Here is a 16,431-nt window from a genome sequence, read left to right on the forward strand (position 1 = left end):
CCTGGCCATTACAACTAGTCCGTCGCCCCGTGGCGTCACACGCACTCGACGCGAAGGGCCAACGTCCCGCCCGTCCGCTCGGCGAACAGCCGCTGGTTGCGCAGTGCCGAACCCACCGCGACGCCACCGCGTCCGCGCCAGTCCACGACGAGACGGTCGACCCCGCGGATCTGGCCGTCGGTCAGGTCGCTGCCACCTCCCGCCAACAGCCACCGCCTGATGACTCGTCGGCGGATCGACGGCGGCAGTTCGGCGAGCGGCGCGACCTCGAGTTCGGCACCGCGCCCGGCACCGCGGAGCACCGTCGTCAGCGCGTCGGCGGCCAGCTCGTCAAGCGCCTCGGTGTCCTCGCGAAGGCCGGTGGCGGTCCGCGCAAGCGCCTCGGCCACCCCGCCGCCGAGGACGTTCTCCAGCAGCGGAAGCACCTCGTTGCGCAGGCGCACCCTGGTGAATCTCGGGTCGACGTTGTGTGGGTCGTGCCATGGGGTGAGCCCCAGTTCCTCGCACGCACCGTGCGTGACGGCCCGGCGCACCCCGAGCAGCGGCCTGCCCCACGGCGGGTCGTGCGGCAGCATGCCCGCGATCGACCGCGCGCCCGAACCCCTGCCGAGTCCCAGCAGCACGGTTTCGGCCTGATCGTCCAGCGTGTGTGCGATCAGCACGGGCGCGCCGCCGCGGGCCCCGTCCAGTGCCACGTAGCGGGCGGCGCGAGCCGCCGCCTCCGGCCCGCCCCGTCCGCCGACCTCGACTCGAATGACCTGTGCTGCAACACATCCCAGAGCAACGGCGTGATCTCGGGCGGTAGCCGCCACCGAATCCGAGCCTGCCTGCAGGCCGTGGTCGACGATCAGCGCGACCGTCGGACGCACCCGAGCGGCGGCAGCGGTCAGGGCCAGCGAATCGGCACCTCCGGACAGCGCCACGCACCACCGCTCGTCGGCCGAACAGAACCGGCGGGCGAACTCGTCGACCGCCCTGCGAACCGTCGCCACAGGACTGGGTTGATCCATCCCTACAGGACTCTGGCGATCCATCGCCGTGGGTCGTCGACTTCCGCCGGCAACGGCAGTGTCTCGGGACTCGTCCAGACGGTGTTGAACGCGGCCATGCCGACCTCGCCGACCACGTGGTCGACGAACGCCTTGCCTCGGGTGTACTGGGCCATCTTCGCGTCGACGCCCATCAACGCGCGCAAAATGCGTTGCAGCGGTGGCTGTTTGCGCTGTCGCCGTTCGTTGAAGCGCCGCCGAATGACCGTCACCGACGGCACCACCTTGGGCCCAACGGCGTCCATCACGTGGTCGGCGTGGCCCTCGAGCAGGGTGCCGAGCACCAGCAGCTGGTCGAGCGCCTTGCGCTGCGGCTCGGACTGGATGGCCCGAAGGAATCCGACGATGCCCTCAGAATTCGGTTGCGCCTGAGCGTCTTTCGCACGCTTGCTGCGGACGAACTCCCCGAGTCGGCCGACCACCTGGGTCAGCTCCTGACCCTTGTCGTCGGTTACAACGGCCAGCGCAGCCGACATGTGATCGGCCAGCCACGGATTGGCCCGGAACTGAACGCGGTGGGTGACCTCGTGCAGACAGACCCACAGCCGAAAGTCCGTCGGCGACACCCGAAGTTGACGCTCGACGGCGATCACGTTGGGGTACACCAGCAGCAGCTCGCCCCCGTTGTCCGCAAAGGGGTCGTACTGCCCGAGGATCCCCGACGACACGAACGCGAGGACGGCCCCGGTCTGCGCGCCGGTCACCCGGCGCGTGACGAGCCGGCCGGACGGTTCACCCTGCCCGCCGCCTGTCATGACGCGCATGGATTCGGTTGCCGCGCGGACCCATTCGGCCCTGTCGACGATTCGCGCCTCCGTGACGGCGGCGCCCTCGTTGAGACCCGTCACGTCGCGCACCGGGCCTTCTGCTTCGCGTGCCGACGTCGCGAGCTGGTCCATCGCCTGTCGCCTGGTGTATTCGGTGACCGGCGGTGCCTGCCTGACGAGTTTGGAGCCGACGGTGGCGGCGAAGTCCCAGTCGACGGTGTGGCCGACCGTGACCGGTGATGCCGCGTTCACCGGCTGCATCCGCACGAGCGCAGCGCGGCGGCCACCGCGTCGATGGCGGTGCGGCCCGTCGGGCCAGCGTTGTTGGAGATCATCGAGAACGTCAGCACCCTGCCACTGTCGTCGGTGACGAAACCCGCCAGCGCATTGGTGCCGGTGAGGGATCCCGTCTTGGCCCTGAGCAGACCCACTGCGTCCCGGCCCGCGTCGGTGTCGAGAAAGCGGTTGGAGAGCGTGCCGCTACCGCCCGCGATGGGCAGCAGGTCGACCAGCGGGCGCAGGTCGTGGTCGTCGAGTGTCGCGTTTCCCGCCGCCGCGTTGACCACCTCGTCGAGCGTCTCGGCCGTCAGACGGTCGTCGACCGACAGGCCGCTCGAATCCATCAGCGTCGCGCCACCCGTGTCGACGCCCGCCTTTTGGAGTTGGCCGAGCACCGCCGCGACGCCGCCGTCGAAGCTCTGCGGCTTTCCGATCGCCGCGGCGACCTCCCGGCCCGTCGACTCGGCCATCACGTTGTCGGACTCGCTCATCATTTGGCGCAACCGTTCGATCAGCGGCGGCGACTGCACGGACGCGATGTCGTCGCCCGTCACCGGTGTCGGTCGCACCGTGACGGCCGCCGGGTTCAGTCCGAGTGCGACGGCGAGTGCCCGACCCGCGTCGAGCGCGGGGGTGGTCGACCGGGCCGAGTCGACGCTCACCGGTTGGGTGCGACCGCCGTCGAGCATGACCGCCTCCATCGGGGCGATGTCGCCGCCGTCGATGTCGAGTGGGTCCCAGCCCGGCGCCAGCGTCGGTCCGCTGTAGGCGCTGGCGTCGACCTGGACGACCTTCGGCACGACGCCGGAGCTGCGGACCTGGTCGGCGAGGTCGGAGATGCGCGCCGCGCCGCGGTACCAGGTGTCGACGTTCTTCGGGGCGGCCGACAGCGTCGGGTCACCACCGCCCTTGAGCACGACGAGCCCGGGCGACTTGGTCTGGTCCGGGGCGACGACAGTCGTCGTCAAGCGGGCGTCCCTGTCGAGGGTCAGAAGGGCCGCCGCCGAGGTCAGCACCTTGTTGGTGGACGCCGGTTGCATCGGCACCGCCGCACCCCGAGCCCACAGTTCCCGGCCGGTCATCGCGTCGGTGACGCGACCGGTGAAGGCGCCGAGGTCTGGGTTGGCGACGAACGGCGCCAGGACCGCGGCCAGGCCCGCGGGCGTCGGCACGGGTGCCGAGTCGCTCAGCGGCGTCACGGCGGGCGCGGCGGTCACCAGCGCGGGTTGCGGTGCGACGGCGACCTTCGGCTCGGCGGGTGAGCGACCACTGGAGGTGACGAGGGCTGCCGCGACGACGACCGCGACGACCAGGAACAGCACCAGCACGCCGACCCATACGTGGGTGGATCGTCGCCACCGCGTGGGCGCCATGAGTCCGATGATCGCTCTCCTGATCGGTGGGGCTGCCGCGCAGACCCCGCAAGTGCAGGGTATCGCTCGTCTATGGTTGACCCGCGTCGTCACCTGACGACCTCTTGACGCTTTGCAGACGAGAAGGAGCCGGCGGTGCAGTTCGACGTCGTCATCGAGATCCCGAAGGGATCGCGCAACAAGTACGAGGTGGACCACGAGACCGGCCGGGTCAAGCTCGACCGTTACCTCTACACGGCGTTCGGTTACCCCGCCGACTACGGGTTCTTCGAGAACACCCTCGGCGAGGACGGCGACCCACTGGACGCCCTGGTGCTGCTGCCCGAGTCCGTCTTCCCCGGCTGCACCGTCGAGGCGCGGCCGGTGGCGATGTTCAAGATGACCGACGAGGCAGGCGGCGACGACAAGCTGCTGTGCGTGCCCGCCGGGGACCCGCGATGGGACCACATCCAGGACCTGGCCGACGTGCCGCCGTTCGAACTCGAGGCGATCAAGCACTTCTTCGTGCACTACAAGGACCTCGAGCCGGGCAAGTTCGTCAAGGCCGCCGACTGGGCGGGCCGCGAAGAGGCCGAGGCCGAGTTGCAGCGTTCGGTGGAGCGGTTCAAGACTCACTAGTTGCCGCCCAGCGTGGACTTCTGTCACGCCCGACTCGGGAATGCGTGGCCAAAGTCCACACTCGGCATGAATTAGCACCGCCGTAACACGCGGTAACGCGTACGTGGCTTCGGGCTCCCATGCTGGTGACGTGCTCTTACACCAGGGAATCGGCCTCGACGCGTTCAACGCGTTGCCGGAGCGCAAGGCCGTGCACGCGCTGTACGAGTGCTGCAACAGCATGACGATGGCCAGGCACCTGGCGTACGGCCGCAGCTACCTCGACCACGACGCGCTGTTCCGCCGGGCCGACGCGCTGCTGTTCGCCCTTCCGGAGTCGGCGGTCGACCAGATTCTCGACGCCTGCCCCGAACTGGGTCGTCGGCCGCGCAGCGAGAAGAGCCAGGCCGAACAGTGCTCGGTATGGGATGAAGACGCGGCCGTGATGGCCGAGCTCGCGGTGTCCTCACGCGCCTACGCCACCAAATTCAGGTTCGGCTTCGTGATGTGCTGCGGCACGATGGAGGCACGGACGGTTCTCTCGGCCGTCGACGACCGCCTGCACAACGACGTCGAGACCGAGCGCAAGGTCGTCCGCAACGAGCTGGCGAAGATCAACCGGTCGCGGCTGGAGCGCATGCTCGGGCCGGAGGGTGGCTACCAGAACTGGTAGCGCTACGGGCCTAGAACGCCCACGCGCCGAAGCGACCCCAGGCCACCACGACGGCCATCACCAGTAGCGCAACGGCAGGCAGCGATCCCTGAATCTCCTTGCGGCGCAGGTGGAAGAGGACGGCGCCCGCCATCACGACGGCGACGCCGACGGCCGCCAACGGAACGAGGACCGGGGCGACGTTCACCAGGGCGGGGACGACGAGACCGATGCCGCCGAGCACCTCGACGAGGCCAATGGCCTTGATGGCCCCGGCGGGGAGTTCGCCGAGTTCCATGCCCTTGTCGGCCAACCCGTCCTTGGGCGTGATCAGCTTGAGCGACCCGGCGCCCAGCATCGCCAGGGCCAGTATCCCGGCGAGAATCCACAGCACGACGTTCATGACGGTCCCTCGTTCACGTTGACTTGATGTTTCAAGTCAACGGTAGATCTGATGACTTGAACCGTCAACTCAGCTGCCCTAGCCTCGTCCCATGGGCGACGCCACCACCGGAGGAGACGAGCCGCGCTGGCTCGATCGCGACGAGCTCGGTGCGTGGATGGCGTTGATGCAGGTCCTCGTCGCGCTGCCCACGAAACTCGACACTCAGCTTCGCAGCGACTCCCGGCTGCGGCTGTACGAGTACCACGTCCTGGCTGCGCTGTCGGATCAACCGACGCGGTCCATCGGCATGAAGGCACTGTCCGTCGTGACGAACGGTTCGATGTCCCGCCTGTCGCACGTGGTGTCACGACTCGAGGATCGCGGTTGGGTAGAGCGCAGGCCGCACCCGACCGACGGCAGGCTCACCGAGGCCCACCTGACCGACGATGGCCACCGCACGATCGCCGACGCGGCACCGGCACACGTCGCGTCGGCGCGCGCGCTGGTCATCGATCGGCTTCAGCCACAACAGATCTCGCAACTCCGCGACATCTGCCAGACCATTGCCGCCGGTCTGGACGACAACATGTCAGACTTGGTGAGCCGCGTCGTCGAGCCCGGAAGCCATCCCCGCGAGATGCCGCCCGATCGGTAGCGCGGCCGTCGCAGCGGGCGACGGCGAGTTCAGCACGTGGATCATCCGGTCGGTCCGCTCGACGACGAAGTCGTGGACCAATGCGCCGCTGCGTCGCACGGCCTGGGCGCGAATGCCCGCCTCGTGCGGCAACAGATCGCCCGCCGTCAATCCTGGTGCGTACTTGCGACATTCACGCAGATAGCGACCCTTGAACAGCGAGTTCCCCACCTCGGTGACGCCGAGGCGCAGGTTCGCCCGCGCCACTCGCCACAGACCGGGGAAGGACGCCATCCTCGCCACGTCCCGCGGGTTGACCGAGAACTTGGGATAGCCCTCCCTAGCCAGCCCGAGTACCGCGCTCGGCCCAACGGTGATGGCGCCGCCGATCGTCGGGCTGAGATGCACGCCCAGGAACGGCAGGTCCGGATCGGGAACCGGATAGATCAGTCGTCGCACGAAACCCGCACGCTCACCGGGGAGGCGAAAGTACTCCCCGCGAAAGGGAATGATCTGCACGTCGACTGGCACCCCGGCCATCTCGGCGAGCCGGTCCGCCTGCAGACCGCCGCACACCACCAGCCGGTCACAGGTCACGGTCGTCGTCCGGGTCGAAACCGACACTCCCCCAGCACCTTCGGCGATGGCGACGACCCGCTGCCCGGTGAGCACCGTGCCACCCGCACCGCGAACCAGGTCGGCAAGCGCGTTGGACACCAGCGTGTAGTCGACGATGCCGGTCTTCGGCAGATGCAGAGCTCCGAGACCGACGACGTTGGGCTCCAGTTCGGTCAGCTCGTCGCCACCGATCCGTCGGCAGGCGATGCCGTTGACCTCGGCCCTGTCCTCCAGTGCCGTCATGCGCGCGAGCTCTTCGGCGGTGGTCGCGACGATCAGCTTGCCGCATTCGTCGAAGGGGATTCCGTTCTCGGTGCAGAACTCCTTGGTCGCCCGCTCACCTGCCTTGCAGAATCTCGCCTTCAGGCTGCCGGGCTCGTAGTAGATGCCCGAGTGGATGACTCCGCTGTTGTGCCCGGTCTGGTGCGACGCGACCGACGGCGCCGCCTCGAGCACGACGACGGTGGCGTCGGGCTCGGCATCGAGCAGGTGGTGCGCGGTCGACAGACCGACGATGCCCCCGCCGATTACGCAGTACGTGAAACGAGCCATTGCCGAACCGTACTCGACGTCTCGTCAGGCGAGGACGGGCTTCTTCTTCGCCCGAATGCGCTTGGCGTAGTTCATCCCGGGCTTCTCGATGAGGTAATAGGTGAGCGCGCCGAGCAGGATGGTCACGGCCAGCGCGAGCACGATGTTGAGCAGCATTCCCGGCAGCGTGTCACCGGCCATCCAACCGAGCCGGCCAAGCACCAGCAGCACCGGGAAGTGCCACAGGTAGGCCGAGAGCGAGATCTCCCCGACGAAGCGGATCGGGCGAAAATCCAATGCCGTTGCCAACCGGGACTTCTCATGGCGGGCCAGCGGCGCCACGATGACGAGGATCATCAGCGCGGCAACGATGGCGACTCCGGCCGTCACGAACTGGCTGGCGAACACGAGCAGCGCTCCGCAGACGACCAGCACCGGCAAGATGGCGACGGCGCTCAGCGTCCGGATCCGGCGGCTCAACCGCTCTGGCAGCTCGCCTCGCTCCATTGCGACGAACATGACTGCCGCGAACATGCCGAGGGCGAAGTTGTCCGCATTGGTGAGGTAGCTCTTGGTGTACACCGCACCCCAGTTCGGCCCCCAGTTCAGGAGCATGAAGTCGGTGGTGCCGGCGTGCGCGAAGACCAGCGGCATGAACGCCCGCCCGACCAGGCCGATGACGAGGAGGAACGCGGGCACCGCAGCGGCCAGCACCAGTGGGTTGACGGTCAGCCGCTTGCGCAGCCTGAAGGCGACCAGGAACAGCACCGGCAGGGAGGCGTAGAACGCGTATTCCAGCGTCAGCGACCACGACGGGTTGATTCCAGTCTGGATGTAGGCCGGGAAGTAGGACTGCGTCAGGGTCAGGTTCGCGATCAGCATTCCGGGGTCGGTGATCATCCCGGTGCCGTCGTCGGTGCCGAGCGGCTGCAGAGCGGGGTTCTGTACGTAGGAGACCTGCAGGACGAAGTTGACCAACAGGAAGATCAGCAAGTACGCGGGCAGGATTCTGGCGAGCCGGTGCACCGTGTAGTCGGTGACGTTCGGCAGGGTGGCCGCGGCGCGATCCTTGACGAGGTTGCGAATGAACGGCAGCGAGAGCAGGAATCCGCTCAGTACGAAGAAGTAGACGAGCGAGAAGCCGAAGACGTTGGTGTGCCAGGCGAGCGCGGTGTTCGGCGAGTAATGCCCGGTGATGTGGGTGACGGCGATCATCAGGCACAGCACCCCGCGGACGCCGTCGAGCCCGATGATTCGGGCGCGCGCGGGTCGCGTCGACGCTGGGTCTGGGGAGCCCGAAGCTGGCGTGGCGCTGGTCACGTCCTGCGACATTCGATCTCCATACCCTTGCTGCTGAGTCCTTTGGCTGCCGAGGCGAGCCAGTTGGTCGACCCAGAAAGGATAGCTTGCACACTTCCGTCACGCATTCAACGTGGTGTTACGCAAGGGGAACGAATTGCTGGCAAAGTCTCTGCCGAATCGGCCATGCCCGCGGGGCTACAGGCTGCGGTCACCCGATGGCACATTGAGCACCGAAATCGCCTGACCTCGGCGCACATGGCTACCGTCGTGGCGGCCGTCGCCACGGCAGGCGCGAATTTGTCCGTTCGAGGGTCAATTAGGCGCGTGCGTGGCAGCCCCGCACGTCCGGGTGGAGAGTTTGCTGGACTAACGGTTCACGACATTGGTCAACGGCTCGCCGCGCACCAGTCTTCCGACGTTGGCGGCGACGTCGGCAGCCCGACCCTGGAACGTGTCCGCAGTGACACCCGACGAGTGCGGCGTCATCAGCACGTTGGTCAACTCGCGAAAGGGCAGACCGCTCGGCGCCGACTGACCACCTCGCGACGGGTAGCGATACCAGACGTCGATCGCGGCTGCCCGCAGGTGACCGTCCCGCAGCGACTCGTACAACGCCCGCTCGTCGACCAGGGGGCCGCGGCCGACGTTGACGAGCACGCCGTCGGGACCGATCAACCGCAACTCGCGACTCCCGATCATCCCCTCGGTGGCGGGAGTCAGGGGCGCGGAGAGCACCACGACGTCGGATTCGGAGAGCAGGGCGTCGAGTCTGGAGGTGTCACCGACCCAGGACAGGCCATGCGCGGAGTCGTCGACGCGACCGGATCCCGTCACGGCCGCACCGTCGGATCCGAGTACGCGGAACAACTCCCACGCACGCTGACCGATGTGGCCGAAACCGACGAATCCGACGCGGGCACCGCGCAGCGTGGGTAGCTGGCCGATGGCGTCGTCGTACACCGACGTCGCCCACACGCCGCGACGAAGCGCCCGGTCCTGGGCCAGGAAGTCGCGACGCAACATGATCGCTGCAGAGAGGACGTACTCCGCGATCGAGTTCTCGTGGTGAAAGGTGTTGGCCACCAGCACGTCCTGCGGCAGGGCCGCGAAGTCGACCTTGTCGGTGCCCGCGCCGGCGACGTGGATCAGGCGGAGCTTCTCCGCCTCGTCCGCCATCGCCGCGGTGAACCTGCTGCCGACGTAGACCTCGACGTCGCGAAGTTCCTCACCCAGCGTCAGCGGGTCGCGTCCGGCGCGCCACACCACCTCGACACCCGTGGGCAATGCGGCGTCGAAACGCTCGCGGTGCGGGGCGAGGTTGGCGTCGGCCACCATGATCTTCATCGGTCAGCTCCGTTGCAGTGCAGGGCATTTGGGGTCGAACGTCCAGCCGGGAATCAAGTATTGCATTGCCACGGCGTCATCCCGTGCGCCGAGCCCCTCGGCCAGATACAGCTGGTGGGCGGCGGCGACCGCATCCTCGTCGAGCTCGACACCGAGCCCCGGCGCATCCGGAACGTCGAGATATCCGTCGACGATCTCGTATGGGCGCTTGGTGATTCGTTGGCCGTCCTGCCAGATCCAGTGGGTGTCGATGGCCGTCACGTCACCCGGCGCGGCCGCGGCGACGTGGGTGAACATCGCCAGTGACACGTCGAAGTGGTTGTTGGAGTGCGATCCCCACGTCAGACCCCAGGCGTCGCAGAGTTGCGCGACACGTACCGAGCCGGCCATCGTCCAGAAGTGCGGGTCGGCCAGCGGAATGTCGACGGCGCCTGCCCGGATCGCGTGACCGAGCTCGCGCCAGTCAGTCGCGATCATGTTGGTGGCGGTACGCAGGCCCGTCGCACGCTTGAACTCGGCCATCACCTCGCGGCCGGAGAAGGCACCCTCGGGTCCGACCGGGTCCTCGGCGTAGGCCAGCACGCCGTCGAGTTCCCGACACGTTCGTACGGCGTCCGCGAGCAGCCATCCGCCGTTGGGATCCAGGGTGATTCGTGCGTCGGGGAATCGGTCGGCCAACGCGATGACGGCCTTGGCCTCGTCCGGAGCGGGCAGAACGCCGCCCTTGAGCTTGAAGTCGCGGAACCCGTACCGGTCCCGCGCGGCCTCGGCCAGCCGGACGATCGCGTCGGGTGTCATCGCCTCGTCGTGGCGGATGCGCTGCCACTCGTCGGCGCCGGCGGGTTCGTCGGCGGCCGATCGGTAGGGCAGGTCAGTCTTGGTGCGATCACCGACGAAGAAGAGATAGCCGAGCGCTTGCACGCGCCGACGCTGCTGACCCTCTCCGAGAAGCGCGGCGACGGGCACCTCGAGGTGCTGGCCGAGCAGGTCGAGGAGCGCCGACTCGACCGCCGTCACCGCGTGCACGGTGACGCGTAGGTCGAAGGTCTGCTTGCCGCGTCCCCCGGCGTCGCGGTCGGCGAACGTCCGGCGGATGTCGGCGAGGACCGCGTGGTGGTCACCGATGCTGCGACCCTCGACGATCTGCCTGGCGTCGTCGAGCGTACGACGGATGGGTTCACCGCCGGGCACCTCGCCCACCCCGACGTTCCCGTCGGAGTCGTTGAGGATCAACAGGTTTCGGGTGAAGAATGGCCCATGCGCCCCGCTCAGGTTCAAGAGCATGTCGTCGCGGCCTGCGATGGGAACCACCCGCATGGCAGTGACGACGGGGGTCCGGGGTGACGACGGCCTCATGCCGTCAGCCTACAAATCCCATTTGATACTCGTCCAACACTCTTATCGCATGAATTCATGCCGAGAGCGAATCGGCTACTGGGCAAACCACTTGTCTCCGTTCGCGACGGGCCGCAGCACCCGCGTCACCTTGTCACCGACCGTGCGCAGCGCCTCGACGATCGTGCGCTCCCGCTCTCGCGTCAACCGGGTCAGGGGCACCGACGCGCTGATCGCGTCCTGCGCGGGCCGCGTGTAGCCCAGCGCCACCGCGAAACACCTCACCCCGGTGGTGTTCTCCTGATCGTCGGTGGCGTAGCCGCGGATCCTCGCCGTCTCCAACTGCTCCTCCAACAGCACGCGCTCGGTGGTGGTGTGGGAGGTGATCGCCTCCAACCGGTCCGGCACGTGTCGATCACGATCGGCACCGAATCGGTCCGCCAGCAAGGCCTTTCCCAACGCAGTGGCATGGGCAGGCAGCCGACGCCCCACCCGGCTCGCCGTCCGGCGATATTGCCCGGACTGCCTGGTGGCGAGATAGACGACGTCGAGGCCGTCCAGCCGCCCGAGATGAAACGTCTCGTCGAGCTGCTGACGTAGGTCGTCGAGAAAGGGCGTGATCATCGGCAGGTAGGGATCGCCGTCAAGGTAGCTGGTGCCGACGAGCAACGCACGGATGCCGACGCCGTACAACGTCCCGGACTCGTCGGCCCGTACCCAACCCTGAGACATCAGCGTCCGCAGCAGGGCGTGCGCGCTGCTACGGGGCATGTCGAGGGCCTCGCTGACGTCGCGGATTCGAGCGGGTTGATCCCGCCTCGCGGCCAGGTACTCGAGCAGCTCCACCGTGCGGACGGCCGACTTCACCTTGCGCACGCTGACGTCCGAATCTCGTTCCGTCACAACACTCCCACCTCGTGGGCGATCAGCGCGGTGGCGCCGGCGAGCGACATGACGATCGCCGTCCACCTCTGCCGCACGGGGTTCAGCCAGCCGTTGACGTACCGGGACAGGAGGTAGCCTCCGACGACTGCGGGAATCAGCGCAGCGAACGTCAGAAACGTGTCGGCGTGGACGGCTCCGGTCGCGGCGAGCACGGCGATCGACATCGTCGACCCGACGAGGAAGAACCCACTCATGGTGCCCCGCAGACTCGGACCCGAATTGCCTTGCCACACCAGCGCCATCGGCGGGCCCCCGATTGCCGTCGCCGTCCCGAGCACCCCGGACGTCGCACCCGCCAGGATGAGGTTGCGCCGCCGTGGCAGCGGCACCCACCCGAAGCTCGTCAACGCGACGCCGAGCAACACCACGCAACCGATCAGAATCGCCAGTGCGCGTTCGGGTATCGCGAGAAGCAGCAGACCACCGAGGACGGTGCCGGGCACTCTGCCGATCAGCGCCCACCCGGTTCCGGAGAAGTCGATCGCCGCGCGCTCCCGCACCGTCACCACCAGCGTCAGCGCAGCGGCCAGCATGATCAGCGTGCCCGGAATCAGGCTTGGGTCGACGATCGCGACGATCGGCGCGGCCAGCATCCCCATGCCGAACCCGATCGACGCCTGCAGACACGACGCGAAGAGAATCGCGACGGTCACGACGGCGAAGCCGGCACCACTCACGCGCTGGCCGACAGGGCGGGCTCACCCACCAAGGGATGATGGCACTCCGCGCCGTGGGTTGCCGAGTGCGGGTCGACGGCCAGCGGCGGACGTTCGGCGGCACAGATGTCGGTCGCCTTCCAGCACCGGGTCCGGAACCGGCATCCCGACGGCGGGTTGAGCGGCGACGGCACCTCACCCTTCAACAGGATTCGCTCACCGCGGTGCGCCGCGTCGAGCTTTGGCGCCGCCGACATCAGGGCGGCGGTGTAGGGGTGACTCGGCGACTGGAACACCGCTTCGGTCGGCCCGGATTCGATGATGCGCCCGAGGTACATCACGGCCACGCGGTCGGCGACGTGGCGGACCACCGACAGGTCGTGGGAGATGAACACGTAGGCGATCCCGAGCTCCTTCTGCAGATCGTTGAGGAGGTTGAGCACCTGCGCCTGAACCGACAGGTCGAGCGCCGAGACCGGTTCGTCGCAGATGACGACGTCGGGGTTGAGGGCCAGCGCACGGGCGATGCCGATGCGCTGACGCTGGCCGCCGGAGAATTCCTGCGGGTACTTGTCGGCGGCCTTGGCACCGAGGCCGACGAGGTCGAGCAGTTCCCGCACCCTGGTCTCACGCTCGGACCGGCCGGTGTACAACGTCTTGTGCGTACGCCACGGCTCGGAGATCAGGTCGCCTGCGCTCATCCGCGAGTTCAGCGACGCATAGGGATCCTGGAACACCATCTGCACGCGACGCCGGAACTTCAGCAGGTCCTTGCCGCGCAACGAGAAGGGGTCGATGCCGTCGAACGTGACGCTGCCCGAGTCGGGACGCTCGAGCATCATCAGCGTCCGAGCCAACGTCGACTTTCCACAACCGGATTCGCCGACCAGGCCGAGGGTTTCGCCGCGGCCGACGTCCAGGGTGATGCCGTCGAGGGCCGTCAGCCCCGCCTTGCTTCCCGGCACTCGGAACGTCTTGCGGAGGTCTCGAATCCGGAGCAGTTGATCAGACATTGACGACCTCCTGGGGGAAGTGGCACGCGGACTGGTGTCGGGAGCCAACGGGAGTCAGGGTGGGCCTGGTGGTCCGGCAGACGTCCTGAGCCAAGGGACAGCGGGCCTGGTAGGCGCACCCTTGCGGGATCGAGTGCAAGTCTGGCGGAGCGCCACCGATCGACTTGAGCTCCTCGCCGCGCACGGCGTTGACCGGCACCGAGTCGAGCAGGCCCTTGGTGTACGGGTGCCGTGGGTTGGCGAATACCTCTGATACCAGGCCGGTTTCGACGATGTTGCCCGCGTACATCACGGCGACGCGGTCGGCTTCCTCCGCCACCAGCGCCAAGTCGTGGGTGATCAGCACGACCGCCATGTCGTACTCGCTTCGCAGGCCGCGCAGCAGTTCCATGATCTGCGCCTGCACCGTCACGTCGAGCGCCGTGGTGGGCTCGTCGGCGATCAGCACCCGCGGATTGAGCGCCACCGCCATCGCGATCAACAGGCGCTGCCGCATGCCGCCGGAGAACTGGTGCGGGTAGGAGTTCAACCGAGTCTCGGGCTGCGGAATGCCCACGCGCGCCATCAGTTCGACGGCCTTGGCCTTGGCTTCCTTCGACTTCATTCCGTGATGGATCTGAAACGGCTCGGCCAGTTGGGTTCCCACCGTGTACAGCGGGTTGAGCGCGGTCAGCGCGTCCTGGAAGACGATGGCCAACTCGGTGCCCGCCAGCCGACGCCGAGTCTTGCGGTCGACCGCAAGCAGGTCGGCGACGCCGTCGCGGCCCGTCAGCTTGGCCGACCCCGCGGTGACCTCGGCGACCGGTTCGAGGAGGCCGACCAGCGCCGTAGCCGTCATCGACTTGCCGCACCCGGACTCGCCGAGCAGCGCCAGCGTCTCGCCGCGCCGCGCCTCGAAGGTCACCTCGTTGACCGCCCGGACGGTGCCCGAGATGGTTCGGATGTCGACGGTGAGCCCCTCGACCTGCAGGGCGGGATCCGCGTCGACGACGTCGGCGGACGAGCGTTCTGCGACAGCGGTCATCGGAGTGCCTTCGCGGTCTTGGTGAAGCGGGACAGTCGTTTTTGCGGAACGGTGAGCCGCCACCGCTGACCGGGATCCGTGGCGATCCGAGCCCACGCCGCGAGGATCGTTGCGGACACCGTGGTGATCACGATGGCAAGGCCGGGGAAGAACGACAGCCACCACGCCGAGTTGAGGTAGGTACGGCCCTGGGCGACCATCAGACCCCAGCTCACGTCCGGCGGCTGGATTCCGATGCCGAGGAAGCTCAGTGAGCTCTCGGCAAGCATCACGTAGCAGAAGTCAAGGGTCGCGACGGTCAACAGCGTGGGAAGGACGATCGGCAGCACGTGCCGGGTGATGATCGACGGCGCGCTGGCGCCGAAGGTTCGGGCCGCGTCGACGAACAGGCGGCTCTGCAGCTCCGCGGACTCGGCGCGCGCCGTCCTCAGGTACACCGGAATGCGGGTGAGGGCAAGCACGGCAACGATGTTGGCGGCGCTCGGGGAGAACACGTAGAGCACGACGACCGCGAGCAGCAGAGACGGGAAGCTCATGATGACGTCGGCGATGCGCATGGCGACCGTCTCCCGCCAGCCTCGGTAGAAACCGGCCCACATGCCGATCAGGGAGCCGATCACCGCCGAGATCACCACCGCGGGAATGGCAACCGACAACGTGGTCCTGCTGGCGACGACCAACCGGGCCAGCATGCTGCGGCCAAGCGGGTCGGTGCCGAGCACGTTGGCCCAACCGTGCGCCAGCGTGAACGGCGCCTGATTGGAGTTGTCCAGGTCGATGCTCGTCGCGACGTTGCCGATCAGCATCGGGCCGAACAGCGCGGTGAGCAGGACCAGGGCCAGGACGGCAGCGGCGCAGGCGGCGACCCGGTCGTTGACCAGAAGACGAAACCAGATGGCGCGCCCGGACTTTCGCGGGTTGGCCTCGCCGACGATCGCCGTCGTCGGCTTGACGGGGACGAGATCGAGTTGAGTGCTCATGTCGCGTGTCTCCTAGACCCGGGCCGGTTCCCGCACGCGCGCGTCGAGCAGCGCGTAACAGGCGTCGATGGCGATGTTGAGGACGAAGATGCTGACCGCGGTGAGAAGCACCGCCGCCTGCAGCACCGCGAAGTCTCGTTGCAGAATCGCGTCGATCATGAGCTTTCCGATGCCTGGCCATCCGAAGATCGCCTCGACGACGACGGCGCCGTTGATCAGGCCGACCGCGAGGTCGCCAGCCACCGTCAGCGCCGGCGCGGCCGCGTTTCGAAGGGCGTGGTGGGTGACCACCCTCAGATCGCCCGCCCCCTTGCTGCGGGCCAACCGCACGTACGGGGCGGACAGCGCGGAAACCATTGCGCCGCGGACTACTTGGGTCAACACGCCGAGCGGCCTGATCATCAACGTGGCGATCGGGAGGATCCACGCGAGTGGACCGTCGGTGCCCGAGGTCGGCAGGACCCCGAGCAGGACCGCGAAGAGCCAGACGCCGGTGATGGCGAACCAGAAGTCCGGGATGCTGGCCCCGGTCATCGACAGCAGGCTGGAGAACCGGTCGGCCAGGGAGTTGGGTCGATAGGCCGCCCAGCATCCGATCACGATGGCGCCGACGACGGCCAGCAGCATCGTCGTGGCCGCCAGCTGGAGGGTGGCGGGGAAGGCCCGAAATGCCATCGCCGACGCGGATTCCCCGGTGCGCAGCGACGTTCCGAAGTCGAGGTGCAACACGCCGGTGAAGTAGTCGCCCAACTGGGTCAGGAGCGGCCGGTCGAAGCCGTTCTTCAGGGCGAAGGCTTCCCGCTGCGTCGCGGTCGCCGACTCGGGGAGGTACAGGCTGGTGGGATCGCCGGTGAGCCGGGCGAGGAGGAACACGCCGAGCAGGACGATGATCAAAGGCAATGCGCTGGTGTACATCCGGCGCCGAACGAAGGAGAACACTGTGGTGG

17 protein-coding genes are annotated in these 16,431 nt (G+C 67.9%); 3 read left to right on the top strand and 14 right to left on the bottom strand.

Features of this window, described 5'->3' with window-relative positions:
- Positions 1–35: 35 nt before the first annotated feature.
- From tilS to dacB, 3 genes are read right to left on the bottom strand one after another with little or no spacing between them, the layout of a single operon-like run.
- Entirely contained in the window at positions 36–1,010 is a 975-nt protein-coding gene (gene tilS / locus B1790_RS18910; RefSeq protein ID WP_079924815.1) for a tRNA lysidine(34) synthetase TilS, read from the bottom strand.
- Positions 1,011–1,012: 2 nt separating this feature from the next.
- Positions 1,013–2,077, bottom strand: a complete 1,065-nt coding sequence (locus B1790_RS18915) for a zinc-dependent metalloprotease (protein ID WP_079924855.1) — start codon at positions 2,075–2,077, stop codon at positions 1,013–1,015.
- Positions 2,065–3,468, bottom strand: coding sequence for a D-alanyl-D-alanine carboxypeptidase/D-alanyl-D-alanine-endopeptidase (dacB, locus tag B1790_RS18920; protein WP_079924816.1), 1,404 nt, complete (start codon positions 3,466–3,468; stop codon positions 2,065–2,067). The genes B1790_RS18915 and dacB overlap by 13 nt, the downstream gene beginning before the upstream one ends.
- A gap of 135 nt (positions 3,469–3,603) precedes the next feature.
- On the opposite strand from dacB, the gene B1790_RS18925 reads away from it, so the two are divergent.
- Positions 3,604–4,086 carry an inorganic diphosphatase gene (locus B1790_RS18925; RefSeq protein ID WP_079924817.1) on the top strand — a complete coding sequence of 161 codons (483 nt, stop codon included), beginning with the start codon at positions 3,604–3,606 and terminating at the stop codon, positions 4,084–4,086.
- A gap of 130 nt (positions 4,087–4,216) precedes the next feature.
- Positions 4,217–4,738: a 2-oxo-4-hydroxy-4-carboxy-5-ureidoimidazoline decarboxylase gene (locus B1790_RS18930; RefSeq protein WP_079924818.1), complete on the top strand. Its 522-nt coding sequence runs from the start codon at positions 4,217–4,219 to the stop codon at positions 4,736–4,738.
- 10 nt (positions 4,739–4,748) lie between these two features.
- On the opposite strand, the gene B1790_RS18935 is transcribed toward B1790_RS18930, so the two are convergent.
- Positions 4,749–5,120: a DoxX family protein gene (locus B1790_RS18935; RefSeq protein ID WP_079924819.1), complete on the bottom strand. Its 372-nt coding sequence runs from the start codon at positions 5,118–5,120 to the stop codon at positions 4,749–4,751.
- Between the two features lie 91 nt (positions 5,121–5,211).
- Between B1790_RS18935 and B1790_RS18940 the strand changes: the two genes are divergently transcribed.
- Positions 5,212–5,757 (top strand): MarR family winged helix-turn-helix transcriptional regulator, encoded by a 546-nt coding sequence (locus B1790_RS18940; protein WP_079924820.1) that lies wholly within the window; start codon positions 5,212–5,214, stop codon positions 5,755–5,757.
- Here B1790_RS18940 and lhgO read toward each other — a convergent pair.
- From lhgO to B1790_RS18990, 10 genes are all read right to left on the bottom strand, one after another.
- Positions 5,692–6,906, bottom strand: a complete 1,215-nt coding sequence (gene lhgO / locus B1790_RS18945) for an L-2-hydroxyglutarate oxidase (RefSeq protein ID WP_079924821.1) — start codon at positions 6,904–6,906, stop codon at positions 5,692–5,694. The two genes, B1790_RS18940 and lhgO, sit on opposite strands and share 66 nt — an antisense overlap.
- A gap of 24 nt (positions 6,907–6,930) precedes the next feature.
- On the bottom strand, positions 6,931–8,217 hold the full coding sequence (locus B1790_RS18950; RefSeq protein ID WP_079924822.1) for an acyltransferase: 1,287 nt from the start codon (positions 8,215–8,217) through the stop codon (positions 6,931–6,933).
- Between the two features lie 336 nt (positions 8,218–8,553).
- Positions 8,554–9,531: a 2-hydroxyacid dehydrogenase gene (locus B1790_RS18955; RefSeq protein ID WP_079924823.1), complete on the bottom strand. Its 978-nt coding sequence runs from the start codon at positions 9,529–9,531 to the stop codon at positions 8,554–8,556.
- Between the two features lie 3 nt (positions 9,532–9,534).
- Positions 9,535–10,887, bottom strand: a complete 1,353-nt coding sequence (locus B1790_RS18960) for an enolase C-terminal domain-like protein (protein WP_079924824.1) — start codon at positions 10,885–10,887, stop codon at positions 9,535–9,537.
- A gap of 75 nt (positions 10,888–10,962) precedes the next feature.
- On the bottom strand, positions 10,963–11,769 hold the full coding sequence (locus tag B1790_RS18965) for an IclR family transcriptional regulator (RefSeq protein ID WP_142271389.1): 807 nt from the start codon (positions 11,767–11,769) through the stop codon (positions 10,963–10,965).
- Positions 11,766–12,488, bottom strand: a complete 723-nt coding sequence (locus B1790_RS18970; RefSeq protein WP_079924825.1) for a sulfite exporter TauE/SafE family protein — start codon at positions 12,486–12,488, stop codon at positions 11,766–11,768. The genes B1790_RS18965 and B1790_RS18970 overlap by 4 nt, the downstream gene beginning before the upstream one ends.
- On the bottom strand, positions 12,485–13,480 hold the full coding sequence (locus tag B1790_RS18975) for an ABC transporter ATP-binding protein (RefSeq protein WP_079924826.1): 996 nt from the start codon (positions 13,478–13,480) through the stop codon (positions 12,485–12,487). Before B1790_RS18975 ends, B1790_RS18970 begins: the two co-directional genes overlap by 4 nt.
- Positions 13,473–14,504, bottom strand: coding sequence for an ABC transporter ATP-binding protein (locus B1790_RS18980; RefSeq protein ID WP_079924827.1), 1,032 nt, complete (start codon positions 14,502–14,504; stop codon positions 13,473–13,475). The genes B1790_RS18975 and B1790_RS18980 overlap by 8 nt, the downstream gene beginning before the upstream one ends.
- Complete coding sequence (locus B1790_RS18985) at positions 14,501–15,484, bottom strand: ABC transporter permease (RefSeq protein ID WP_079924828.1); 984 nt, start codon at positions 15,482–15,484, stop codon at positions 14,501–14,503. Before B1790_RS18985 ends, B1790_RS18980 begins: the two co-directional genes overlap by 4 nt.
- A 12-nt stretch (positions 15,485–15,496) precedes the next feature.
- A complete protein-coding gene (locus B1790_RS18990; RefSeq protein WP_079924829.1) occupies positions 15,497–16,423 on the bottom strand; it encodes an ABC transporter permease in 927 nt (308 codons plus the stop codon).
- Positions 16,424–16,431: the final 8 nt, after the last annotated feature.

Source organism: Mycobacterium sp. AT1, assembly GCF_002043095.1.
GTDB lineage: Bacteria > Actinomycetota > Actinomycetes > Mycobacteriales > Mycobacteriaceae > Mycobacterium.

Bases quoted from the DNA above. Each gene is read 5' to 3' on its own strand.
- B1790_RS18915 (WP_079924855.1), bottom strand. From the start codon at position 2,077: ATGCAGCCGGTGAACGCGGCATCACCGGTCACGGTCGGCCACACCGTC.
- B1790_RS18950 (WP_079924822.1), bottom strand. From the start codon at position 8,217: ATGTCGCAGGACGTGACCAGCGCCACGCCAGCTTCGGGCTCCCCAGAC.
- B1790_RS18940 (WP_079924820.1), top strand. From the start codon at position 5,212: ATGGGCGACGCCACCACCGGAGGAGACGAGCCGCGCTGGCTCGATCGC.
- B1790_RS18975 (WP_079924826.1), bottom strand. From the start codon at position 13,480: ATGTCTGATCAACTGCTCCGGATTCGAGACCTCCGCAAGACGTTCCGA.
- B1790_RS18980 (WP_079924827.1), bottom strand. From the start codon at position 14,504: ATGACCGCTGTCGCAGAACGCTCGTCCGCCGACGTCGTCGACGCGGAT.
- B1790_RS18935 (WP_079924819.1), bottom strand. From the start codon at position 5,120: ATGAACGTCGTGCTGTGGATTCTCGCCGGGATACTGGCCCTGGCGATG.
- lhgO (WP_079924821.1), bottom strand. From the start codon at position 6,906: ATGGCTCGTTTCACGTACTGCGTAATCGGCGGGGGCATCGTCGGTCTG.
- B1790_RS18985 (WP_079924828.1), bottom strand. From the start codon at position 15,484: ATGAGCACTCAACTCGATCTCGTCCCCGTCAAGCCGACGACGGCGATC.
- B1790_RS18955 (WP_079924823.1), bottom strand. From the start codon at position 9,531: ATGAAGATCATGGTGGCCGACGCCAACCTCGCCCCGCACCGCGAGCGT.
- tilS (WP_079924815.1), bottom strand. From the start codon at position 1,010: ATGGATCAACCCAGTCCTGTGGCGACGGTTCGCAGGGCGGTCGACGAG.
- dacB (WP_079924816.1), bottom strand. From the start codon at position 3,468: ATGGCGCCCACGCGGTGGCGACGATCCACCCACGTATGGGTCGGCGTG.
- B1790_RS18960 (WP_079924824.1), bottom strand. From the start codon at position 10,887: ATGAGGCCGTCGTCACCCCGGACCCCCGTCGTCACTGCCATGCGGGTG.